Genomic DNA, 21813 nt, shown 5'->3' with positions numbered 1-21813 from the left:
GGGTCATGCGGCTCGCAGAAGAGGCGGTCTGGCCTTGAATAATGGAGGCACGTGCGATTCTGCCTGTCGGAACGGCGCCCGCAGCCGATCGTGAAGGTCGCCATTGATCTGCGCTGCCCGAACCTGCATGAGCATGTGGGCACCATGGAGGGACCAGCGCATCTGCTGCTTCTTGATCATGCGTTTGCCGACAAGCGAATTCACCGCTGACTCGGCAAGAGTAGTGGCGACACGAAGCCCAGTTCGGTAGCGCTTGCCATAGTTGACGATCGCGCCGCGGTTCGATCTGACATAGGTCAGGAGCTGCGAGCCGAGGTTGTGAAGCCGGGCGATCGAGAACTCGCCCTCTACTTGCGAATCCTCCTGGTCGGTGCTGCTGGTCGCGAAATAGCGGCCACCTGGTTCGCCCCGACCGCCGCGACCACATCTGGCCACAACAAGCTCGAAGTTTCGCGCTGAATTGGGATCGGCGCTCCGCACATGCGCTGTATCGATGCTGACGACGAACTCTCTGCGCCGATCGCCGGGAAGCTGCATTTCAAGTTGGCGCCGTTCCTCCATCTGAGCCCTTGCGCGCCGCTCTTCTCCTGCGTGCTGCTCGTCCAGCCGTTCACCGATCCTGATGGTGCGCTTGCGCACGGTCGCATGCGTCTCGGTCGGCTCAACCGGCAGGAATTCAGCAAGCACTCTCGCCGCCTGCCGGTACGGCATCATGCTTCCCAGCCGCGCGGTTATATTAGTTCCATCAACTCGGGCGTTGCTCGATCCGGGCAGATTTCCTTCATCGCGGCTCAGTCGCTACCGCGTCTGCCGGTTGCTCTAATCGGAGCAAAGGGTGGAGTTCAGCGCACAGCAGTTGGATCAAGAGATCGAAATGGAAGTCGCGATCTGTCGAACCCAACGCATTGTGCTTCTCCGGCTCCGATCCCGCGAGGCCGGCTTCGTGATGGAGCATGGAGTTTCGGAGTTTCTCTTCTTCGGTTTCGCTCATCTTGATGGCGGCCTCTCTGGCGGCCAGCCCTTCGATGTTGCAACTTTCCAAAGCGTCAGCATTTGGCGAATGACGGAGCAACGATGTAGAGTACTCGTGAAATAATAGGTAAGCGCATTCGCTCGTATTCTCTTTGAGAGATTAATGATAATATTTTCTAACCTGAATAATCTACTGATATTATATAAATATTGCCGCGCCTATGCAGAGATAACATTTGAGTGTAGTCTTGACGCCATTTACGGTACTGTAGTGGAGGGGTTATGCTCAACTCTGTTAGAGTGGCGTTCGTTGATGATCATCCCATGTTACTTGAAGGTATCGGCGCTGTCTTCGCCCGGCACGGTCGATACGATGTTGTTGCGAAAGGCAGCGACGCGGGTGCTGCGCGTGCCATTGTGGCTCGAAATGAGCCACACCTGATCTTTGTTGACTTAAGCATGCCTGGTGACGTCTATGGGGCTATCACTGACATCGCGGCGGCCGGCAGAACAAAGGTCATCGTCTACACGGCGTGCAATAGCGTCGATCTGGCGGTCAAGTCCTTGGACAGCGGCGCCAGTGCCTTCATTCTCAAGGAGAGCATTTCGAACGAGCTTTTTGGGGCGGTTGACGCCGTCATGAAGGGCGAAGTTTTCATTTCTCCCAGTTTGGCCGGCAAGGTAATTTTCGCCCTGAAGGGCCGCCGTCGAAAAGAAGGAGCGGCAGGCGCCAAACTTAGCCATCGTGAGGAGCAGGTCGTTGCACTTCTGTTGAAAGCTCGTTCAAACAAGGAAATCGCTCTGTCCCTGTCGATCAGCGAAAAGACAGTAAAGCACTACATGGCCAACCTCATGACGAAACTTAACGCCCGAAATCGAGTGGAAGTCGCGCTCGCGGCCCAACAGCACGTGTCGCTCATCAGCTAGCGCCGCTACTACTGCATTTCCGCGGTTGTGACGTGTGGCTTCCTGAACCGTTCAGCGCACCCCATCGACTGCTCTGTCGGGAGATAACGTTGTGGGTGCCGCTTGAGTCGGTAGCGGGATCTGCCCGTTCATGGCTGTGATAATCCAACCTCTGTGTTTTCCAGATCGAGGGGAAGTTTGACGATGAGTTCGGTTCCACCGGATGCGGGCGATATGATCGAAAACTCGCCAGATAGAGCGGCAAGCCGATTCCGTAGCCCGACTAGTCCAAGCTTGGCGTTGGCAGTTGGCTCGGGCATTTGCGCCGAGACGCCTGGTCCGCGGTCCCTCACTGTGATCAGAAGCCGGCCATTCTCTTCCTTGACGGTGACTGACTGGCCGGCCGCCGCGGCATGTCGGTAGGCGTTGTTTAAGCCCTCCTGAATGACTCGGTAGCAACATATCTTCACAGCCGTCGGAACGTTTTCCGGCAGCGTGCCGATGTCTCGCGCCACGGACGTCCCGGTCAACTGCTCATGGCGATAAATGGCAGCCTCAACAACCTGCGCCAATCCTTCCGCCTGAATACCCGGCAATACGAGCCCGCTCGAAATGTTTCGGAGTTCCGAATAGAGATATCTGGCGAGCTGGATGGTGTTTGGCGGGGCACCGCCCGAATTGGCATCGTTGATGAGCTCGGGCCTTTCCTCGCCATCGCGTCCATATTGCAGCGAAAGCATCAGAATGCTGAGTGTCTGGATTGGCCCGTCATGAAGCTCCGATCCCAGGCGGGCCAGGAAATTCTCGTTGTCCTCGCTTGCTCGCACACGAGCCCGCTCGGCAATCTTGCGCAACTCGTCATTTTGCTTGGCGAGATGAGCCGCTTCGGCGTAACGCCGCTTAAGATCATCTCTCTGCCGATCAATGGTCTTGCTTCCTTGAGAAACGATGAGGTGGAGTACCGCGATCATTCCGAGCGAGGTCAATCCAACAAGAAGCCAGGTCCAGTTGCGCGTGCTAGTGCGTTCGGCGATCAAAGCAGAGGCGCTCTGGTAGAATTCGCCCACCGCAATGATACGGTTGGTTCCTGTCTGATAGAGTGGCGCATAAACCTCGATCAATCGGATGTTCTGGTCCCCGGTCACGCCGTCCAGCAATTCGTCAAGATCTTCGAACGCGGTTGCCAGGCCCCCGCTTGCTGCAATCCTGACTTCATCCTCCGCTTGCTCTCCGACCTTGATGTTATCGCTCGAAGAGTAGGCGAGTGTCCCGTCGAGGCGCCATATTTTCAGGAGGATAAAACGATTGCTCACATCGTGACCTGCAAAGAGCGTATGGGCAAAAAGCGTATCTAGGCGCTCTTCGATGTGTTCTGCCAAGGGATCTGCCGATCCAAGCTCCTGGATGTAGGGTTGGAGGAACGCTTGCAGGAAGATCGCGCCGGCCTCGGCTGCGCTTCGCGTGGCGCTCGCCTGGTATCGCGAACTCATCCAGTTTCCGAGCATGAGCATCGAGACCCCGACGATCAGCGTTGCGGTCATCAGGAACTGTCGGGACAAGTTGCTGGTTGGGCGCTTCCGGCGACCTGAGACGAGGGACCAAAGTCGCAGGCCAATACGGCCTAATTGCCCTATCCGGCCACTGGGCTTCAGTTCAACCATCGCATGGGACTTTCTGAGCTGATATGGGAACTGAATATGGATCACACTCCTTCTGATAGATTTCGCCAGATGCACGCATAATCATCTGCGCGATCGCGCCAGCAAGGGGAGATGAACATGCCCTCCGTTAAACCTTTCGAAATAACACTAGGCGATATCAACTATCTGCTCGACCAGATGCGCGATGCTATTTTTATTGTCAGATTCGATGCACAGGGCCGGCCGATTTATGGGTATCATGACTCTGCCGGCGTCGTCCACGAGCTGGGTTTGTTTGGAACCTTTGACCCCCTGGGCATTGTCGATCCCATCACCGGTTTGTTGATCTACGATGGTGCGCGGGAAGCGAGCGGCTTTCGCATCCCCAGTGGATTGTTCAACAACCTCGTGGATCTCACCCGCTGGGCATGGGGTGCCACCGACAATCCGTTTCCGCGCCTTACAGTCGCGGACTACAACCATTATGTGCAGCAGATAGTGACCAACCAGGCGCTGGCGGGAGATGCGACACACGACGGCTATCTCACGACGCACCCCACAATCAGCGACCCAAACGCTGCTACGACACTGGCAACGCCGGCGGCTTACGCTGATCCCAACAAGAGTGTGGTCGACTACACACCACGCATGATCGCCCAGACGATCAGCTCATCCAATGAGGGTGGCGCCCTTCAACGGGTGGAGGTCAGCGCGCCGGGAACCGTGACCGACGTTGTCACTTCAACGTATGCGGACGGGTCGGTTCACACGGAGAATATCGTACGCAACCTCAACACCCTCCCGGGTGACCCCTCGACAAGCGGAATTTTCACCTTGTTCGGGCAGTTTTTCGATCACGGGCTCGATTTCATCGACAAGGGCGGTCAGGGCGCCAAAATCATCATCCCGCTGGATCCGGACGACCCCCTTTACAGGGCACCGGGGACGAACGGTGCTTCGGACCCTGGCAACACGACCATTACCATTTCGCGCGCAACGCCGGATGACTACACCTTGCGGGATATTCACGGCCGTCAGGTATCCATAGCGGGTGCCGACAACGTCTGGGGAACTGGAGATGACGTCCAGTCACTGGGTGCTGATGGCGTGCTCGGAGGGACGGGGCAGGATGCCGATGTTCTTGGCCCGGTTGCCAAGCCTGCCGCATCGAGCTACACCAATCATACGTCACCGTACATCGACCAAAGCCAGAGCTACGGCTCGGACACGCAAATCACGCTGTTACTGCGGGCATGGGTGTTGGACCCGAATAGCGGACAATATCGTCCCGGCGCAGAGCTTTTCGACGGCCATCAGACGCAGGCATACAACAGCAATGTCTTCAACGATGCCAGCCCCAATGGACTGGGTGCCGGGACGACAACCAGGACCGTACCCACGCTCGCGGAACTGCGCGCTCATTTGCTAGCAACCGGCCGTGATGACCTGACATGGGATGATATCAACAATTATCGCGCTCGCGATGCGAGCGGCCATGTGATCGATACGAATGGCGCCGTCCCGGGGGGCTACGTCTTCACGGGCCAGGCGCTGCTCCTGGATATGAACCCGAACCTCACGACGGCCATTGACTACGCCAATGCGACGATCGTAGCGGGCGGCATTACCGCTGCCAATCTGATGTCCTTCATCGACTTTTCCAACTTTTCCATCCGCAATTCAGTCGGCGGAGTAGCAGTCACCGCCGCGCAGTATGCCGCCGTCAGCGAAGCGCTGATGCAATCGGTGGGAAACCACTATGTCGCCGGCGACGGTCGTGCGAACGAGAACTTCGGCCTCACGGCGCTGCACCATGTCTTTCACGAAAACCACAATGTCCAGCTTGTCAACCTCGAGAACGCGATCCTCGGCCAGGCCGATGCGGCATCGCGCCACAATTTCCAGATCGCGGTCAACGGCCCGAACGGTCCTTACACCGATGCGAACGGAAACTACCTTGTCTCCGCCGGCGGACAGATCTCATGGGATCCCGACAAGATGTTCGAAGCCACGAAGCTGATCAACGAAATGGAATATCAGCATGTGGCAATCGACCAGTATGCACGCCTTGTCACGCCGGATCTTCCCGAGTTCGTGACCTACGACAACGATATCAAGGCCGATATCTCCCTTGAGTATGCGCAAGCCGCCTTCCGCTTCGGCCATTCGCAACTGCGTGAGACGATCGACGCCATCGATCCCAATGGCCTGGTCAGCAAGTTTGCCCTGTCGGGCGCGTTTCTGAACCCGGGACAGTTCGCTGCCGTTGGAGCAACCGACATCGTTCGCGGCATGTCGCAGCAATTGTCGAATGAGGTGGACGAGTTCCTGACGCCGGCCATGCAGCAGTCGTTGCTCGGTCAACCGCTTGACCTCGCAGCGATCAACATCGCCCGCGGTAGAGACCTCGGAATCCCGACCCTAAACGAGGTACGCAGGCAGCTTCACGATGCACTTGTCGCGGAACGCGCGGCGGACCCGACAACCCCGCACCATACCAATCTCATCGTCGATGCGCTAAATCCATACACAAGCTGGGCCGAATTCGGGTCCCAGATGCAGCATCCGCAATCGCTGGTAAATTTCATCGCGGCTTATGCGTTTGACGGGGACTTGGCCAAGGCCGAAGCAATCGTCGGACTGGAGAATGGTACGATCGCCGAGGGCTCGTCAGAAGCGCAGGGCTTTTCCGTCGATTATGCGATCGCATTCCTCAACAATACCGGGGTCAATCCAGGCGAGCAACCGCCGCTCGGGGCTGACGCGTTCAACAGCATAGACCTATGGATCGGCGGCCTGGCTGAGTTGCATGTCTTTACCGGCCAGCTCGGGACTACGTTCAATGCGATTTTTGAAGACCAGATGGAACGGCTGATGGATGGCGATCGCTTCTACTACATCTACCGTCTCCAGACCGCCTTGAACATCGACACCGATCTCGGGCACGCCATCGTTACCGAGCAGTTCAAGGACATTATCGAGCGGACGACCGGCGCCATTCACCTGAACGGCGACGTTATGGGTTATGCGGATAGCAATATCGAACTCGCCCGTACAGTGGTGCCAGGCACGGCATTGCGGGCTGTACGAGGCGAGCTCATTCTTGACATCAATGGCAATCCAGTCGCCGGCAACCTGGGCGACCTGAAATATGATGCAAACCACCAACTGATCACACAGGACTATCAAAACGCACACGCCTATGGCGCGTTGCTGTCAAGCTACGCAGCGACGCCCAACGGCATAGATGTTGTCGGCGGTGCAGCCAATCTGGGCTATGGCATATATTCAGGTTTCGGTAATGGCATCGTCGGCAATGGTGGTCTTATAACCAAAACCAATTCCGACCTTGGCATCACGCGTACTTTCATTCGCGATTTTCGTCCGGACATGGGCGAGAACCCGGATGGCACACCGGCCTCGGGATACAATTCCCACGAGGTACTCGCCGGCACAGACAACGACGACTGGATCGACGCAGGTAATGGCGACGATACGGTTTATGGCGACCGGGGGGATGATGTGTTGGACGGAAAGGCCGGTGCAGATCATCTCTACGGCGGCGACGGTCAGGACGTGATCTACGGCGGAGATATCGAGGACTTTCTCGATGGAGGGATGGGCGACGATATTGTCTACGCTGGCACCAGTGCCGGGGCGCTGGATGTCGTTATCGGCGGAAGTGGCAACGACAAGCTCTACGGCGAAGCCGGCATCGACGAAATCTACGGCGGCAGCGGCGACGACTATATCGACGCCGGCGGCGACACCGACCTTGCATTCGGAGACGGCGGTAACGATGAGATGTATGGCGGCGACGGCCCCGACGAACTGCGCGGCGGCCTAGGGGACGACATACTTTCCGGCGGCTCCGGTGCGGACATGTTGCTTGGCGAAGGTGGCGACGACATCATCATGGGTGGTATCGGACAGGCCGCGCAAGTTGGCGACGCCGACGAAGCTCTTGGCGGCGATGGCTTTGACATGGCGTCATACAGCGATGTGAGCATCGTGCTCGACGTCGCTGCCGATCTTCGCAACCAGGGCCTGACCGCGGCCAATGGCGGAACCGCCTTCAATCCGTTCAACCAGTTGCTGAGCCAAATTGAAGGCCTTATCGGATCCAAATTCAACGACAGGCTGATCGGAGATGCCGGAGACAACTGGCTAATCGGGGGTGGGGGTGCCGATCGCTTCAATACCACGATCGCCGACGCGACCGGCAACATCGGCAGTGGCGGCAATGACGTCGTCATCGGAGACAGTATCCGTCTCGACACCCTAATCGGCGCCTACGGCGGTTATTCAATCAGTCTCGATGCAATTGGCAACGCCGTTCATTCCGTCGGAAATATCCTCAGCGCCGGTCTCCTTGGCAATGTAGCGCTTGGTACGCAAATGTTTGCCACGCACTATACCGATCTGCTTAAGACCGAGAAGTTCAAGGACATGGTACTCGGCTCCGACTCGGCGGCTGCCGGAGCGGATACCACGGTCTATTCGGGCAACAGAGCCGACTACACCATTACCGCGATCACCTTTTCGTCGGCAAATCAGGGCACTGTCCTAGCCTACAAGATACAGGACAATAGACCTGGTTCGCCGGATGGCACAGACCTGCTGGTTGGGATTGATCTCGTGCAATTTGCGGATCGGACGATCACCATTGATCAATTGGCTAATCACGCGGCCACGGGCTCATTGTCGTTTAGTGCCGGGGAGCAGGGAAGTCTCGCGCGCCTTACACCGACGAGTGCGCTTTTTGACGCCGATAACATCACTGTCGCAAACCCGCAGGGCAGCGTCACCATTCCGAACAGCGGCTACAACTGGCAAACAAGCGCCGACGGCGTCGTCTGGACAACGGTGCAGAGTGGCAACGGAAGCGGACAGCAATCCAACCAGCACGTTCTAAGTCAGGGGCAGACCTCGGGCAAGCTGATTAGGCTTGTGGCATCCTTCGTGGACTCGCTCGGAAATCCCGAATCCGTGCAATCGAATACATGGAACCTCATCGTTGGTACCACCTCCAACAACGCTGGCGGCGCCGCTTTGAGCGGCACCAGCAGTCTGTTGATCGGGGATGCGATTTTCGGTCTTGCAGGGAACGATACATTGAACGCGTTGGCCGGCGATGATCGGTTGTTTGGTGGCAATGGAAACGACGTTCTGAACGGCGGCGATGGCAACGACTATCTCGATGGCGGAGCCGGCAATGACACTCTGACAGGTGGCATCGGTGATGACACCTACGTGATCGCCAACAATGGAGGGTTTTTTGGGGGTACTGACACGATCGTGGAGCAAGCAAACGGCGGGGCAGACCTTGTGCTCAGTTCGACGAGCTATACTCTAGGCAACAACCTCGAAAACCTGACACTGACCGGCGGCGGCAATATCAACGGTACTGGCAACGGTGGTTTAAACAGTCTCGTCGGCAACTCCGGCAACAACACGCTCGACGGAGGGGCGGGCGCAGACTCGATGACCGGCGGGGCCGGCAATGACACATACATCGTCGACAACGCAGGTGATACGATCCATGAAAATGCCAATCAGGGCACTGATACAGTACGCACCTCGTTGCCCATCTTCACGTTGTCTGACAACGTCGAGAATCTGGTATACGTCGGCAACGCATCATTCACTGGCAACGGCAATGCCCTCAACAACGCCATCACCGGAGGCAGTGCCGGCGATACCCTGAATGGCGGGGACGGAAACGATACGCTGACGGGCGGCGGCGGCGGCGACAGCCTGAATGGTGGAAACGGCAACGACACCCTGGTCGGCGGCTCTGGCAACGATTTCCTTGCGGGCAACGCAGGTGCCGATCAGTTTGTCTTTAACACCAACCTGAACAGCGCGGGCGTTGATACGATTACCGGTTTCGTCAGCACCTCCGCCAATCCCGCTGAACACGATCGTATCGTCTTGGATAATGCAAACGGCATTTTCAGCCAGGTCGGAAACAATGGAAATCTTTTGGCAGCAGCTTTTTGGAGCTCTGCAACGGGTACGGCGCACGATATTACCGACAGAGTTATCTATAACACCACGAACGGTTGGCTGACATACGACAGCGACGGCACCGCCAACGGCGGATCGCCGGTGCATTTTGCCACGCTCGAAGCAAACCTCACGCTGCAGGCAGCCGACTTCCTGGTCGTCTGATGCCGGGGGGGGCCGGCCAGCCCCGTGCACCCCTCCGGTATTGGCTGGCCCCATCGAGACATTCGCCGGGCGATAGATGGAGCTTCACATGCATCAACCACTGCGTGCTGCAAACGCAAACCATGCTTTGTTCGATCCTAGACTATCCAGAACACTACCAGCGAGCATCGCCCTCAGGCGCCGACTGCCTGATCTTCGGGCAGTCGGGATCTTTTCCGGCGTCATCAGCATTTTGACGCTGACCGGATCCTTCTACATGCTACAGGTCTATGACCGGGTCTTGGTGAGCCGGAGCGTTGAGACTTTAATTGTGCTCTCTGCGATAGCGCTTATTGCCTTTCTGTTACAGGGGTTACTCGACTCGTTTCGACTACGAATGCTGAGCCGCATTGGCGCGCAATTCGATGAAGACCTCTCAAGTCTGGCTTTTCGTGCTGCAAGCCTTTTGCCCTTGAAGGGTGCAAAGCCAGACGAAGCAATGCAGCCTCTACGCGATGTCGATCAGGTTCGCGCATTCCTTGGCAGTCCTGGTCCAACAGCCATGTTTGACCTCCCTTTCATGCCGCTTTTCGTGGTCGGCTGCTTTTTGCTGCATCCATGGCTCGGTTGGCTCGCGGTCGGTGGCGGGAGTGTCATCGTCATTCTGGCCATCGCGACGGATGTGCAAGTTCGCGCCCCGACACATGAAGCCAGTTTGCATGGCAATCGGAAGCAACTGTTCGCAGAATCGGCGCGACGCCACTGCGAGGCGATCGATGCCATGGGCATGCATGGATCGATGGGAAACAGGTGGAGGAAGCTCAGTCGCGATTTTCGCGATACGAGCTTGCAGGCAAGTGACGTGCAGGCCAGTCTCGGTGCGTTTGCAAAGATATTCCGCACGGTCCTTCAGTCGTCAATACTGGCGTTGGGAGCCTACTTGGCGGTTAACCAGGAGGTATCGGGCGGCGCTATGATCGCCGCCTCGATTATGACGTCTCGAGCACTGGCGCCGATCGAAACAGCAATCGCACATTGGAAGGGATTCGTCTCCGCGAGGGCGGCTTATACGAGACTCAAGAGCTCCCTGTCGATTGCTGTCGAAGGCGAGCAGGTCGAGTTGCGGGCACCCCGCCTGAAGGTAACCGTCGACGGACTTGCTGTTGCCGCGCCGGGTGCCCAGGATCCTGTCGTGTTGAACGCCGCGTTTGAACTGAAAGCCGGTGACGGCCTCGGTATCATCGGGCCAAGTGGCTCAGGCAAGTCATCGCTGGCGCGCACCCTTGTCGGCGTTTGGTTGCCGATGAAAGGCAGTGTGAGGCTCGATGGTGCATTGCTTCATCAATGGAACCGCGACAGCCTTGGGCGCCATATCGGTTATTTGCCGCAGGATCTCGCCCTGGTAGACAGCACGATCGCGGAGGCGATTTCCCGGTTTCAGGTTGAGGGCAACTCCGAGAAGATTATCAAGGCGGCGACGGCCGCGGGCGCCCATGAGCTCATTGTCGGCATGCCGGACGGCTATGATACCAGAATCGGCGACGGGGGCATTTTTCTGTCCGGGGGTCAGCGTCAAAGGATTGGCTTGGCGAGGGCACTGTATGGCGATCCGTTTCTCGTCGTTCTCGATGAGCCGAACTCCAACCTCGATGCGTCCGGTGATGCGGCGCTCAGCAATGCCATCAGCGGCGTGCGCAGTCGAGGCGGAATCGCGATTGTAATCACGCATCGACCGCTCGGACTGGCATCCGTGGACAAGGTCGCGTTTGTTCACGAAAAGAGCATCAAGCTCTTTGGCCCCAAGGATGAGGTCATGGCGGTGCTTTCGAGGCCCTCCGAAAGCACGATCCCCCTTAGGGCCAGTGGAAATTCCAGCCATGTATAGCTCGACCCCTTTGTATTCCGACCACTCGCTTTCGCTTCGCCGCTACAGGCGAGCCGGCGCGATGTTGATTGCCGCCTTCGCATCTACGTTCGGTGTCTGGGCAACCGTTGCACCACTTTCCAGCGCTGTCGTTGCGTCAGGACATTTCGAGGTCGAAGGAAACATAAAAAAGATTCAACACAAGGCAGGTGGTATTGTTTCGGAGATACTTGTCCATGAGGGACAGCGGGTCGCGGGAGGACAGACACTTCTGCGTCTTGATGATACCAATGCGCGGTCTGAACTCCAAATCGTCGAGCATCAGCTTGCGGAACTTCAAATGAGCGCAGCAAGGCTGGTCGCCGAACGCGACGGAGCAGTCCATTTCGAACTTCCCAGCTACTTCACCAGATATTCTAATGCCGTGTCGGCTCGCGTCCTTTTCAACCGAGAGCAGCGGCTTCTCGATGCGCGCCTGAAGGCAAGGCAGGGACAGAAGCAGCAGCTTACCGAGCGCGTGACGCAGTTGATGAATCAGATTGATGGCCTTAGCCTGCAAGAGAGTGCCAAACGACACGAGCGTCAATTGCTCGATACAGAGCTTCGCAGCCTTCGCAGTCTCCTCGACAGGCAGCTTGTCTTGGTTAGCCAAGTAAAGATCCTCGAGCGGAACATGGCGCAACTCGATGGTGAGATCGGGCAGCTTCAAGCGTCCACAGCCGAGATTCGGGCAAAGATCGCGGAAACAAAACTCCAGGTGTTGAATCTGGATCAGATCGCGGTTGCCGAGGCGGGCAAGGATCTTGCGGAAACCGAGAGCAAGATCAATGAACTCAGCGAAAAACAGATTGAGGCAGAGGATGCCTTGACACGCGTCAGCGTCCGGTCGCCCCTGGCCGGTGTCGTACACGAGCTCTCCGTCCACACGGTCGGTGGCGTTGTTGGCGCAGGCGAGGTGCTTATGATGATCGTGCCGGAGATGGCAGAGCTCAACGTCGAATTGCGCATCTCGCCGCAAGAGGTGGATTCGATCCATGTGGGGGATAAATCATTTGTCAGAATCAGTGGCCTCAATCGTTCCACGACTCCAGATCTCGAGGGAAAGGTAGAAATGATCGGGGCAGACCTGGTCGAGGATACTCCAACGCGGATCTCCTATTACCCCGTCCGCGTTCATCTGCCACCGGGCGAGCTTGACCGGCTCAATGGTACACAAGTTGTTCCGGGCATGCCGGTCGAGGCTTTTATCACAACATCCAAGCGTACTTTTCTCGATTATCTCTGGGAGCCGCTTTCTGACCGACTGCGGCGCGCTATTCGTGAGCACTAGAGCGCTTCATGTTTTGACGGAAGCGTAGCCGGCGTTTGAGAAGTAGTTGGCGCATTCTGGCTTGATGGTGTCGGCGAGCAGACCCAGATGTCGCCAAGTTTCCTCAATGTTTCGGGCCTGGCGCATCCAGTGCTTGATCTTGGCGAAGGCCTGCTCGATCGGATTAAGGTCGGGGTATGGGTGCGCGAGATCGCGAAACTCGGCCATGATCTGCGCCTCATTCCACCGGGTTACGTCAAACCTTTCGTCAAACGCGGCAAGACGGACGCGGCCGATGCGGAAGCCATCAGCGAGGCGGTGATCCGCAAGACCATGCGCTTCGTTCCCATCAAGACCGCCGAACAGCAGGCAGACGTAATGGTGTTGAAAACCCGTGCCCTTCTGGTCCAGCAGAGGACGCAGTCGGTCAACGCCTTGCGTACGCATCTGGCTGAACCGGGGATCATCGCGACCGGCGGCCTTGCCAACGTTGCGGCGCTGATGGCTGTTGTGCGGGAAAGTAAAGATATTCGACTGCCCGCAGCTGATTTGTGAGCGTCCGGCGAATGCATTTCTTCGTCTACGAGGCGCGGTCTAGGACTTGCGGCTTAGCTCATCTGCCATGACGCGCTCGATCATCTCGGGATCGCATTGTTCATCGACCAAGAACTGCCGGATCCCTCCGGTCCATGTCCTGACATCCGCTAGGAACTCCTCGAGGCATTCGACGCCCCGGTCCGTGAAGCCGGTTGTGCCATCTTCGGTCCCGTTGTGGACGCGCACCATTTCGCCGTAGTCGATATTGTCCGAGTTTGCAGCGATCTCTTGGAGCAGTTCGAGGTTTTCGCCGATCATGGCAGCGACGTTTTCGATCGTATAGATGTGCATCGAACGAGCCATCAGACAGCCTTTTGCAGCGCGGAATCTGCTGGGAGCATATTCCATGGCAACAGGTCTTCAAGCCTGTCTGTGGGGTAATCTTTGATCCGGGTCAGGACGTCTGTGAGATAGACCTCCGGATTGTGGCCATGGAGTTTAGCAGTTTATGCCGACCGGCGAACTATGCCGATTAATCAAGTTTTTCCCAACGTTTCCGGCAGCATAGCGGTCGCTCAGTCGGCATAGATTAGGGTCTCTCCGTCGCAATTGACGCGAAGGAGAGGACACATGAACACAACTGACTATTTGAATCGCAGCGCCCTATATCGGAAGCTGCTCCACGGTCCGTATCGGGAGTTTGCGCGTGTCTACGCCGCCAAGATGTCGAAAGAAGGTTTGGGTCGGCAATGCACGTGGCGCTCGCTGAGCCTGTTTCGAGACATGATGGACTGGCATGTTGGCAATGGATATGCCCCGCAGGATTTGAACGAAGTTTATGTCGATCGTTTTCTTGAGCATCGCTTCAAACACTGGAGTCCTGATACGGGCGACCGATCGGCACTCCGACGTGTGCTTTCAGCGTTACGGGAAGAGGGCTTAATACCAGCTGCGCTTCCGGTTGAGCGCACTGAGCACGAGCAGATCGTCGATGTATTCGGGGCATATCTCTCGAATGAGAGAGGGCTCGCCGCCTCGACGGTGGGTAGCCACAAGCTTCTGTCACTTCGATTTCTACGGGAGGCCTGTCCTGCCGGCGCGAATGGGTTTGCAGCGCTCACCCCGGAGATTGTCATCGGGTATGTCGAACGAAATGCGCTCGATGGCTCCGCCGACAGCGGCAAGGCAATGTGCGGGGTTGTGCGTGCCTTGCTGCGCTACTTGCATTTGAAGGGCTTCATTTCGACGGCGTTGGCCGATTGCGTGCCATCCATCCGCCGCTGGCGACTTGCCGGCCTTCCAACCTTCCTGCCGCCAGAAAAGGTCCAGAAGGTTCTCGATGCCTGTGACCGGACGACGGCAATGGGGCATCGGGACTATGCGGTTCTGATGATCTTGGCCAAGCTCCGTTTGCGCGCTAGCGAAGTTGCTAGCCTCAATCTCGATGACATCGACTGGCAGTCGGGCACGATTCTCGTACAAGGAAAGGGCCGGCGGCAAGCGACTATGCCGCTGCGTCACGACGTCGGAACAGCTATCGTGGCTTATATCCGGCATGGGCGTCCCGCTTCGGCGTGTCGGCGAGTTTTCTTGCGAACACTTGCGCCGCACGTGGGCTTTGCCTCCGGCTGCGCCATCACGATGATCGCGAAGCAGGCACTCGAGCGGGCAGGCATTGATGGCTATGCCCATCACGGCGCCCATCTTTTCCGCCACAGCCTCGCGACCGACCTTTTACGGTCGGGTGCCAGCTTTGCCGAGATCGGCCAACTGCTGCGCCATCGAAGCATCGACAGCACAAGGATCTATGCCAAGCTCGATGTTGAGAAGCTGCGTGGACTGAGCCTGCCCTGGCCGGGAGGTGTCCAATGAGCCGGCTTCGCACTGCCCTCAACCGCTATGTCGGCATGCGCCGAGGGCTGGGATACAAATATGATGGGCCGGCACGACGGTTGTCGGCATTCGTCACCTTCATGGAAGCCCGCGGCGCCGAGACCATCACGTCGGACCTGGCAATGCAGTGGGTGACGTCGATGGGCCGACAGCCGAGTTGGTCCATCCGCCTGGCTGATGTGCGCGGCTTTGCCCAGCACCTCAGTCATTTCGATCCTCTGACGGAAGTGCCACCGAGCGACGCAGTGCCGCCGGCGCGGCGGACAAAGCCTTACATCTATAGCGACATCGAGATTCAGGCGCTGCTGGCGGCAGCACTGTCGCTGCCGCCAGCCAACGCCCTTCGACGCTGGACGTATCATTGCCTGTTCGGACTGATAGCGGTCGCCGGACTGCGCCATTCTGAAGCGCTCGGCCTGCTCCGGGCCGACGTCGATCTCGAGCAAGGTGTCCTCACTATCCGAGAGACAAAGTTCGGCAAGTCACGGCTGGTGCCGCTGCATGGCACGACAATCGCTGTCCTTACAAACTATGCTGCTCGACGCGATGCACACCTTGGCACGCCGCGCAGTCCCTATTTCTTCGTCGCCGAACAGGGCGGCAGGTTGCTGCATCAATACGTGCACCGGGTGTTCTGGCGACTATCCCGGCAAATTGGTTTACGGCAGGAGGGGGATCGCGATGGCCCGCGGATTCACGATCTTCGTCACCGTTTCGCCGTCCAGACCCTGATCAACTGGCATCGCGCTGGCGAAGATGTGGCTGAAATTCAAGCTCTACGTATTCGAAGCAAAAGCCGATGGTAATCTCGCGATCCTCGCCGCGCTTGCCATGGTTCTCACCGCGATATGGCGCGGCGTTTTACCCGTAGCAGGTTTCTACTAAAGCTTGGAGGTGCAGGATCGTCCCTGCGCCTCCTCACATATCACCACCCAATCCAGTTAGGCCAAGTTCTTGGCTCTCCTAACGAAACTATTACAAAGGAAATGTGTAATAACAGGATGCTTGGTTCTGATCCCTTCAAGGCGAATTCGATTTAAGATCGGACCAGATCCTCCTTTGGGGTCCCATAAAGGGCACGTGAGAACAAGACGCTGGACGGCTTGACACCAGTTGGAATGGGGGCGCGAAGCGCCTGTTGGCTTCACAGCGGCGGAGATGATAGGCAAACCTGTCCTGATCCGGATCCCCGTGAGTTTTCAGATAGTAGCCTAGACGGTCAGTCGTATCGCCACGGGCTCTACGGGGGAACCACTGAAGGCCGATCTACAACTTGCTCGACGGCGTATGTTCAATCGCAGCCCGAAACGCCGCGGTCGCCTTTGCAAGCTCGTCCATCTAGGAGAACCGTCCGGCAATCTTCATCAGCTCGCCGGTCAGCACGTCGGCGGCCGTGTAGGGATCCGTGCCGTTATGTGCGTTAAAGTGCGCGCGAAGATTAACCGCGCGGGCCGTGGCGGTGGGAATCCGGTCCTTGGTGTCTTCATACACTGTCTTGCTGTTCTTGGCGTAGGTTGGGTAGTGCGCCGGCTTTCTCAACTCGGCATGAACCTCGGTCCGGTGGATGGGAGCGAGAATGTCGCGGAAGTGCAACAATACCCACAGCTCGAAATTCGGAACCGATGGGATGGCGGTAAACGGAACCGCTTTCCCCTCGTCGCTTTTCAGCTTCTTGTCGGTGGCCTCAGCTTTGGCGAGGGCATTGTGGTAGCTCGGATGGTCGTCCCGGTCGAAGACGACGTAGACGCGATCAAAGCCCTTGGTTTCGTTGAACAGGTCGATCGCATACTCGACGATGTTCAATGGGGAGGTTCCGTAGTCGGACGGCACAATCCGGACATCGGCGTTGGGAAGCCGTTTTTCGCGGCGGATCGCCTCGAAATAATTGACCTCAGTCTTTTCGCCTTCGCACACGATCAGCGTCCGGTCATAGGACCTCTTCCGACCCGGTCGGCGTGTCAGGCGTGCTTCGGTGCGTTCAAAGCGGTGCTTCTTGGCCAAATCTTACTCTTTCATCGTACCGAAGATTGGGATGCCGCCGTAGCGACCGCCCAAATAGCCTTTCTCCAAGGCTTCGCCTTTCCGTGGCGAAAACTCCAGCAAGGGGAAGAGATGCGAGACCTGGGCTGCGTCTTTTTCGGCAAACCAGATCTGGTCGCGCCGGAGTTTGCCGTCGAGCAGGGACACGTCATGGGTGGTAAAGATCAGCTGCGCTCCCTTGGGGTTCAGCTCCGGATTGTTGAACATCTTGACGATCTTCTGCACCAGCAGCGGATGAAGACTCCGATCAAGTTCATCGACGATCAGTAGGCGGCCGCGCTGGAGAATATCCAAGATTGGCCCCGAGAGGCTGAAGAGGATCTGAGTGCCGGCGGATTCCTCGCCATACTCAAATTCGTATACCTGGCCTTCGGCGAGGTGGCCAAACTGCGGAACGTCGATTTCCGTGTCTTTAACCTCCGGCACACCTGTGCCTAGATTAATATGAAATTGTCGACCCGGCTGTTTCGTGAAGGATACACGGCAGATGCCCGTGTCGGCCGCAGCGATCAGGGACACAACGCTCGAAAGGTTGCGGGAGTTCTCTTCCGCATAGTTAGCTGAGAACCCGTAGCCTATACCTCCTCCGTCGGGGAAGATGGCCATATCCTCGGCGAACTTCCGGTAGAGGGGCTTCAGCTGCTCGTTGTTGAGCTGGATCGCCGTTGTGAGGAACAACGTTTCTTTTCGGGTCGCGCTCTCCCAGAGCTTCTTCGAGCCGGTGAAATAGTCGCTGTAGGTATAGTCGTAGCGGCTCTTTTTCTTCTCATTGTACGTGCGGGAGAACCAGACCTGCGGCTTCGCACTTTCGTAAACCAGCAGCCATTCGCTTAGGACATGGGTGCGCGTCAGCTCGAAACCGTACTGAAAGCGCTTTCCGGCAATAAGGAACGTCGCCTCGAATAAGGTCGGGTGAGTTTCATGATCTGGCCGCATTCGGAATGGGGTCAGGTTGTTTTGCTGGTCGGGTTGAACCTGGTTTGAGGTTATCACCATGCTGTGCATGAATTGCAGGGCACGGATGATGTTCGTCTTGCCGCTGGCGTTGGCTCCATAAATAGCCGCGGTATTGAGCACCCGCTTGACCTTTTCCAGGCCGGTTTCGCGGGTATGCGTGCTTTCTAGGGTGGAGTCGGAACTCGCGGCCATGCTTAGCACAGCCTCGTCACGGACTGAGCGGTAGTTATTGACGCGGAATTCGAGCAACATAATTTATGGCCTTCCTGTATCAAGTCCATATTTCGCGTAAATTCCGCAAAAAGTCAATTTATTTCGGCTGACGCGCCGAAATAGATCGAATACGTGCAGCTTACCGGAGAATCGCCACCGGCGGCCGTTCACGTTGGGGCGACGCCGCTGGACAACAGGGATGACAGACAACTCGCTGATTTCCTTTTCCTCTTCGCGGCCGGCGATTTCTCAAAGCAACCATTCCGCCTCAGTCCAAGCGATGTGCCCCACCGTGCTTTGGCTACTACACCTTCTTACGACCACCATTCGGATGATGGATTCGGCGCTATGGCCGGTGCTTTCAAAGCCAGCGCAGAGATGTCGCTGGCTGCGGAGAAGGATTCCGATCGAAAATTGCCACTTGCTTTCTACAGTGACACGCGACCGAGTTGTTTTAGAAGTCCGCCGTTGTGGTGGCGCATCGAGCATTTGTAGGCCGGGGCGCGGGCTATCCTGCTGTGTCGGTGGGGGTAAATTCAGGCCCATGACCGGCGTGCACGGCGTTGGAGCACCGTACGCTACGTTGGTCGATGTCCTTAGCAAGAACCAAGCTGAGCTTGAAAAGCAGGCGCGAACGGCGTGGCTGCCGATGCCGGACGAACTTGACAGGGCCATTAGCGCTATAGAGGCAATGGATGAGCGCGGTGTGTTCTTCCGGTATCCAACGGACAGAAACGTAGCGAAGTCGGTGAAGAAACCGATTACCGCCGAGGAGTTGACGGGGTGGGACAGGGATCAGCGCAGCGCGCTCAGGGCTCTGGTCACGTTGAACCAGGAGGACGAGATCGTCGAGACATAGCGATACGACCCCAACCTCGTGACGCAGGAATTGGCAGTGCTGCAATCAGCGTGCGACTGGCTCAATAGCATCCACGTCGGGATCGATGCGAAGTTGGCCGGAAATTGGGCCGCTCTCCACCAGCTCTTGAAATGGAAAGCACGCACGCCCTTAACATCGATGTCCGGACATTTGTCCCAAGCTGGTTAAGCATTTTTGGGGCACGGGCTAAACTGCCCCACCAATTGCAATCATGCCGCGGTTTGCGGCGGCGAGCCCATTTGCCTGTCAGCGCTGATTTACATCAGGTCGCGCGCGATGCGCTTCTCTTCGAATATCTTCCGTAAGATCTCTGTCTCGCCTTCATAGGCAATGACCGAGGCGCTGATGATCCAGTCCTTTGCCGTGCAGGCTATGGATGAGGTCGCGACCGTGCGAACGAACCAGCCGGGGCGCTGCATATCGCAGGTCCAGGTCGAGATGCCGGACATCGACAGCGGGTCATCCGGCGCAATCGACCAGGTTTCCTCGCGCAGCTGCCGCGTCGACAGGCCGGTACCGGGATGTTCGAAAAGGCCGGTGTCCTCTTGGATTTCATAGCGGGTAAGGCCGGCCGAGAGATCGCGCACCGCTTGCCGCTTCGTCGAGCCCGGCGCATGTTCGATATATTTCGGCAGCGGATCGGGATTGTCAGGCTGCTTCACGTCGATGAGCTCATGCGGCCCGAGAATTGGCAGGCCAAGGCCGATGGAGGCGATGTCGATCGTCAGACCCGGATCTTCCGGAGGCGGCAGAACCATTGGCCAATAGGCAGTCGATAGCGATAGACGGATGCGGTGCCCCTTGCGAAAACGGTAGCCGCAGGCATCGAGAGTCAGGTTCACAGTCGTGCGTTCACCCTTGCTCATCGGTTCGGGCGCGGCGTTGCTATCGCGATGGGCGAGATTGAGCAGGCCGAAGGAGACACGGGTTGCTGTGCCGTCCGGATGGATATCGACAAGCCTTGCGCAGAGATTGGCGGTTTCGGCATCGCATCTGAGCGCCAGCGTCACAACCGGACGGCCGAGATAATCATGATCTTCGGCCAGCGCCGCGGTCTGAAAGGTCAGCGACCCGGCGTCATCGACGCGCTGATCGATCGCCAGTTCCGCATCCGGCTTCAGCGAGAACCACTCGCCCGAGGCGGTGCCCGTGTCGAGCGGCGAGCGCAGATAGACGGGGTGCTCCGGCGCGTGCGGGATCGGCATGCCTTCCATCAAGGTGCCGAACTGCTCTACATAGAAGCACTGCATGTCAGGCTGCTGCCAACTACGCTTGGCGATCCAGAAGCCAGGGTCGAAATCCCGGCGCGTGGCGGGCTTGATGGCATCCAGAATATAGGCGCGCACGGATGGCATGGTCTCCGCACCATTATCCCCGTTTCGTAGCCAGCGATTCCACCAGGCAATGGCTTCGCCCTGGAAATCAGCGCGCGGCATCGGCCAGGCGAGGTGCGGATATTTGTGGATCCATGGTCCGACAAGCGCTTTCGCCTTCTCGCCGAGGCCTTCCACTGCGAGCAACGGCGTGTTGCGATAGCCGTCGGCCCAGCCGGCAATGACGAGGGCCGGAATATCGAAGCTGTCGAAGTCCTCACAGATCGACCCATGTCGCCAGAAGTCGTCGCGGCGCTGATGCTGAAGCCATTCCTCCATGAAGAAAGGTTCCTGCTTAAGGCGCCGCAGCCACATCTCCCGCCAGTCTTCACCGACGATGGCCGGATCGGGTGAACGGGATTGATAGGCAAGCATGGTGGCAGCCCAGGAGAGCTGCGCCGACAGATGGCAACCGTTCCTGTAATGGATATCGTCGTTGTAACGGTCGACAGTGGAGGCAATCGAAATCACCGCCTTCAGCGCCGGCGGGCGAAGGGCCGCGACCTGAAGGCAATTGAAGCCGCCCCAGGAGATGCCCATCATGCCGACGGAGCCGTTCGACCAGGGCTGTTCTGCGATCCAGGCTATCAATTCGCAGGCATTGGCGAGTTCGAGCTCGGTATATTCGCCGTCGATAACGCCGTCGGATTCACCGGACCCTCTGATATCGACGCGCACCCCGGCAATGCCGGCCGCGGCAAAGACGGGATAGGTGGATTCGTCGCGCAGGCTGGTTCCGTCGCGCTTGCGGTAGGGTAGGAATTCTAACACCGCCGGCACCGGCTGTGCCTCGGCATTGTCAGGCATCCAGATACGCGCCGCCAGCCGCGTTCCGTCCTTGAGCATGATCCATTCGTTTTCGATGACAGTGAAGCTGCGGTTAGTCATTGTATAATTCCATGTTTCATTACGCCTGCTGGTCTCGAACGACCGCTTGGTCAATTCCCGGCGCTGGCCATCTTTCGCGTCGTGAGCACCTTCTCCAGCCAGCCGATCTCCATTTCCGGCACGGATTTCAAGAGCAGATCCGTGTAGTCGTCAAAGGGCGGCGACAGCGCCGTCGATTTCGGGCCGAA

General features: G+C 57.7%; 13 protein-coding genes and 3 pseudogenes. 8 read left to right on the top strand and 8 right to left on the bottom strand.

Translation table 11 applies throughout. The features are described 5' to 3' along the window. Nucleotides 1–3 precede the first annotated feature (3 nt). A complete protein-coding gene (locus tag FHX09_RS25725; protein ID WP_183722828.1) occupies nt 4–711 on the bottom strand; it encodes a hypothetical protein in 708 nt (235 codons plus the stop codon). 543 nt (nt 712–1254) lie between these two features. Here FHX09_RS25725 and FHX09_RS25720 point away from each other — a divergent pair. Continuing rightward, a complete protein-coding gene (locus FHX09_RS25720) occupies nt 1255–1899 on the top strand; it encodes a response regulator transcription factor (RefSeq protein ID WP_132593542.1) in 645 nt (214 codons plus the stop codon). 128 nt (nt 1900–2027) lie between these two features. Here the strand turns inward: FHX09_RS25720 and FHX09_RS25715 are convergent, their stop codons facing one another. Then, entirely contained in the window at nt 2028–3419 is a 1392-nt protein-coding gene (locus FHX09_RS25715; protein ID WP_165933180.1) for an ATP-binding protein, read from the bottom strand. A 237-nt stretch (nt 3420–3656) separates the two neighbouring features. On the opposite strand from FHX09_RS25715, the gene FHX09_RS30375 reads away from it, so the two are divergent. From FHX09_RS30375 to FHX09_RS25700, 3 genes are all read left to right on the top strand, one after another. Beyond that, nucleotides 3657–9692 carry a peroxidase family protein gene (locus FHX09_RS30375; protein ID WP_165933179.1) on the top strand — a complete coding sequence of 2012 codons (6036 nt, stop codon included), beginning with the start codon at nt 3657–3659 and terminating at the stop codon, nt 9690–9692. Nucleotides 9693–9768: 76 nt separating this feature from the next. Further along, nucleotides 9769–11556, top strand: coding sequence for a type I secretion system permease/ATPase (locus tag FHX09_RS25705; RefSeq protein ID WP_348632829.1), 1788 nt, complete (start codon nt 9769–9771; stop codon nt 11554–11556). Beyond that, the gene (locus FHX09_RS25700) at nt 11549–12865 is read left to right on the top strand and encodes an HlyD family type I secretion periplasmic adaptor subunit (RefSeq protein ID WP_184450806.1); all 1317 of its coding nucleotides are present in this window, start codon (nt 11549–11551) and stop codon (nt 12863–12865) included. The genes FHX09_RS25705 and FHX09_RS25700 overlap by 8 nt, the downstream gene beginning before the upstream one ends. Before the next feature lie 6 nt (nt 12866–12871). Here the strand turns inward: FHX09_RS25700 and FHX09_RS25695 are convergent. Further along, a pseudogene (locus FHX09_RS25695) lies at nt 12872–13039 on the bottom strand (IS630 family transposase); the annotation flags it as partial. Here FHX09_RS25695 and FHX09_RS25690 point away from each other — a divergent pair. Further along, nucleotides 12983–13351, top strand: a pseudogene (locus FHX09_RS25690) (transposase); the annotation flags it as partial. The pseudogenes FHX09_RS25695 and FHX09_RS25690 overlap by 57 nt on opposite strands. 87 nt (nt 13352–13438) lie before the next feature. Here the strand turns inward: FHX09_RS25690 and FHX09_RS25685 are convergent. Then, a complete protein-coding gene (locus tag FHX09_RS25685) occupies nt 13439–13744 on the bottom strand; it encodes a hypothetical protein (RefSeq protein WP_132593532.1) in 306 nt (101 codons plus the stop codon). Continuing rightward, nucleotides 13744–13887: pseudogene (locus FHX09_RS25680) on the bottom strand (transposase domain-containing protein); the annotation flags it as partial. The gene FHX09_RS25685 and the pseudogene FHX09_RS25680, both read right to left, overlap by 1 nt. A 124-nt stretch (nt 13888–14011) precedes the next feature. Between FHX09_RS25680 and FHX09_RS25675 the strand changes: the two are divergent. Together FHX09_RS25675 and FHX09_RS25670 are read left to right on the top strand one after the other, a co-directional pair. Continuing rightward, entirely contained in the window at nt 14012–15253 is a 1242-nt protein-coding gene (locus FHX09_RS25675; RefSeq protein ID WP_132593530.1) for a site-specific integrase, read from the top strand. A gap of 80 nt (nt 15254–15333) precedes the next feature. Then, on the top strand, nt 15334–16080 hold the full coding sequence (locus tag FHX09_RS25670; protein ID WP_246699511.1) for a tyrosine-type recombinase/integrase: 747 nt from the start codon (nt 15334–15336) through the stop codon (nt 16078–16080). Nucleotides 16081–16612: 532 nt separating this feature from the next. Here FHX09_RS25670 and FHX09_RS25665 read toward each other — a convergent pair. Continuing rightward, entirely contained in the window at nt 16613–17275 is a 663-nt protein-coding gene (locus tag FHX09_RS25665) for an RloB family protein (RefSeq protein ID WP_132593528.1), read from the bottom strand. A 3-nt stretch (nt 17276–17278) separates the two neighbouring features. Next, entirely contained in the window at nt 17279–18523 is a 1245-nt protein-coding gene (locus FHX09_RS25660; protein WP_184450805.1) for an ATP-binding protein, read from the bottom strand. Between the two features lie 505 nt (nt 18524–19028). Here FHX09_RS25660 and FHX09_RS25655 point away from each other — a divergent pair. Then, a complete protein-coding gene (locus FHX09_RS25655) occupies nt 19029–19343 on the top strand; it encodes a hypothetical protein (protein ID WP_132593524.1) in 315 nt (104 codons plus the stop codon). 278 nt (nt 19344–19621) lie between these two features. Here FHX09_RS25655 and FHX09_RS25650 read toward each other — a convergent pair whose 3' ends face one another. After that, entirely contained in the window at nt 19622–21625 is a 2004-nt protein-coding gene (locus tag FHX09_RS25650) for a CocE/NonD family hydrolase (RefSeq protein ID WP_184450804.1), read from the bottom strand. Nucleotides 21626–21813 lie beyond the last annotated feature (188 nt).

Origin of the sequence: Rhizobium sp. BK538 (genome assembly GCF_014197575.1) — a bacterium.
GTDB lineage: Bacteria > Pseudomonadota > Alphaproteobacteria > Rhizobiales > Rhizobiaceae > Rhizobium.
Note: the sequence above shows the minus strand (reverse complement) of the source record. Positions and strands in the feature narration are given on the sequence as shown.

Coding starts and splice junctions, on each gene's coding strand:
- FHX09_RS25725 (WP_183722828.1), bottom strand. CDS start 711: ATGCCGTACCGGCAGGCGGCGAGAGTGCTTGCTGAATTCCTGCCGGTT.
- FHX09_RS25720 (WP_132593542.1), top strand. CDS start 1,255: ATGCTCAACTCTGTTAGAGTGGCGTTCGTTGATGATCATCCCATGTTA.
- FHX09_RS25715 (WP_165933180.1), bottom strand. CDS start 3,419: ATGACCGCAACGCTGATCGTCGGGGTCTCGATGCTCATGCTCGGAAAC.
- FHX09_RS30375 (WP_165933179.1), top strand. CDS start 3,657: ATGCCCTCCGTTAAACCTTTCGAAATAACACTAGGCGATATCAACTAT.
- FHX09_RS25705 (WP_348632829.1), top strand. CDS start 9,769: ATGGAGCTTCACATGCATCAACCACTGCGTGCTGCAAACGCAAACCAT.
- FHX09_RS25700 (WP_184450806.1), top strand. CDS start 11,549: ATGTATAGCTCGACCCCTTTGTATTCCGACCACTCGCTTTCGCTTCGC.
- FHX09_RS25685 (WP_132593532.1), bottom strand. CDS start 13,744: ATGGCTCGTTCGATGCACATCTATACGATCGAAAACGTCGCTGCCATG.
- FHX09_RS25675 (WP_132593530.1), top strand. CDS start 14,012: ATGAACACAACTGACTATTTGAATCGCAGCGCCCTATATCGGAAGCTG.
- FHX09_RS25660 (WP_184450805.1), bottom strand. CDS start 18,523: ATGTTGCTCGAATTCCGCGTCAATAACTACCGCTCAGTCCGTGACGAG.
- FHX09_RS25655 (WP_132593524.1), top strand. CDS start 19,029: ATGACCGGCGTGCACGGCGTTGGAGCACCGTACGCTACGTTGGTCGAT.
- FHX09_RS25650 (WP_184450804.1), bottom strand. CDS start 21,625: ATGACTAACCGCAGCTTCACTGTCATCGAAAACGAATGGATCATGCTC.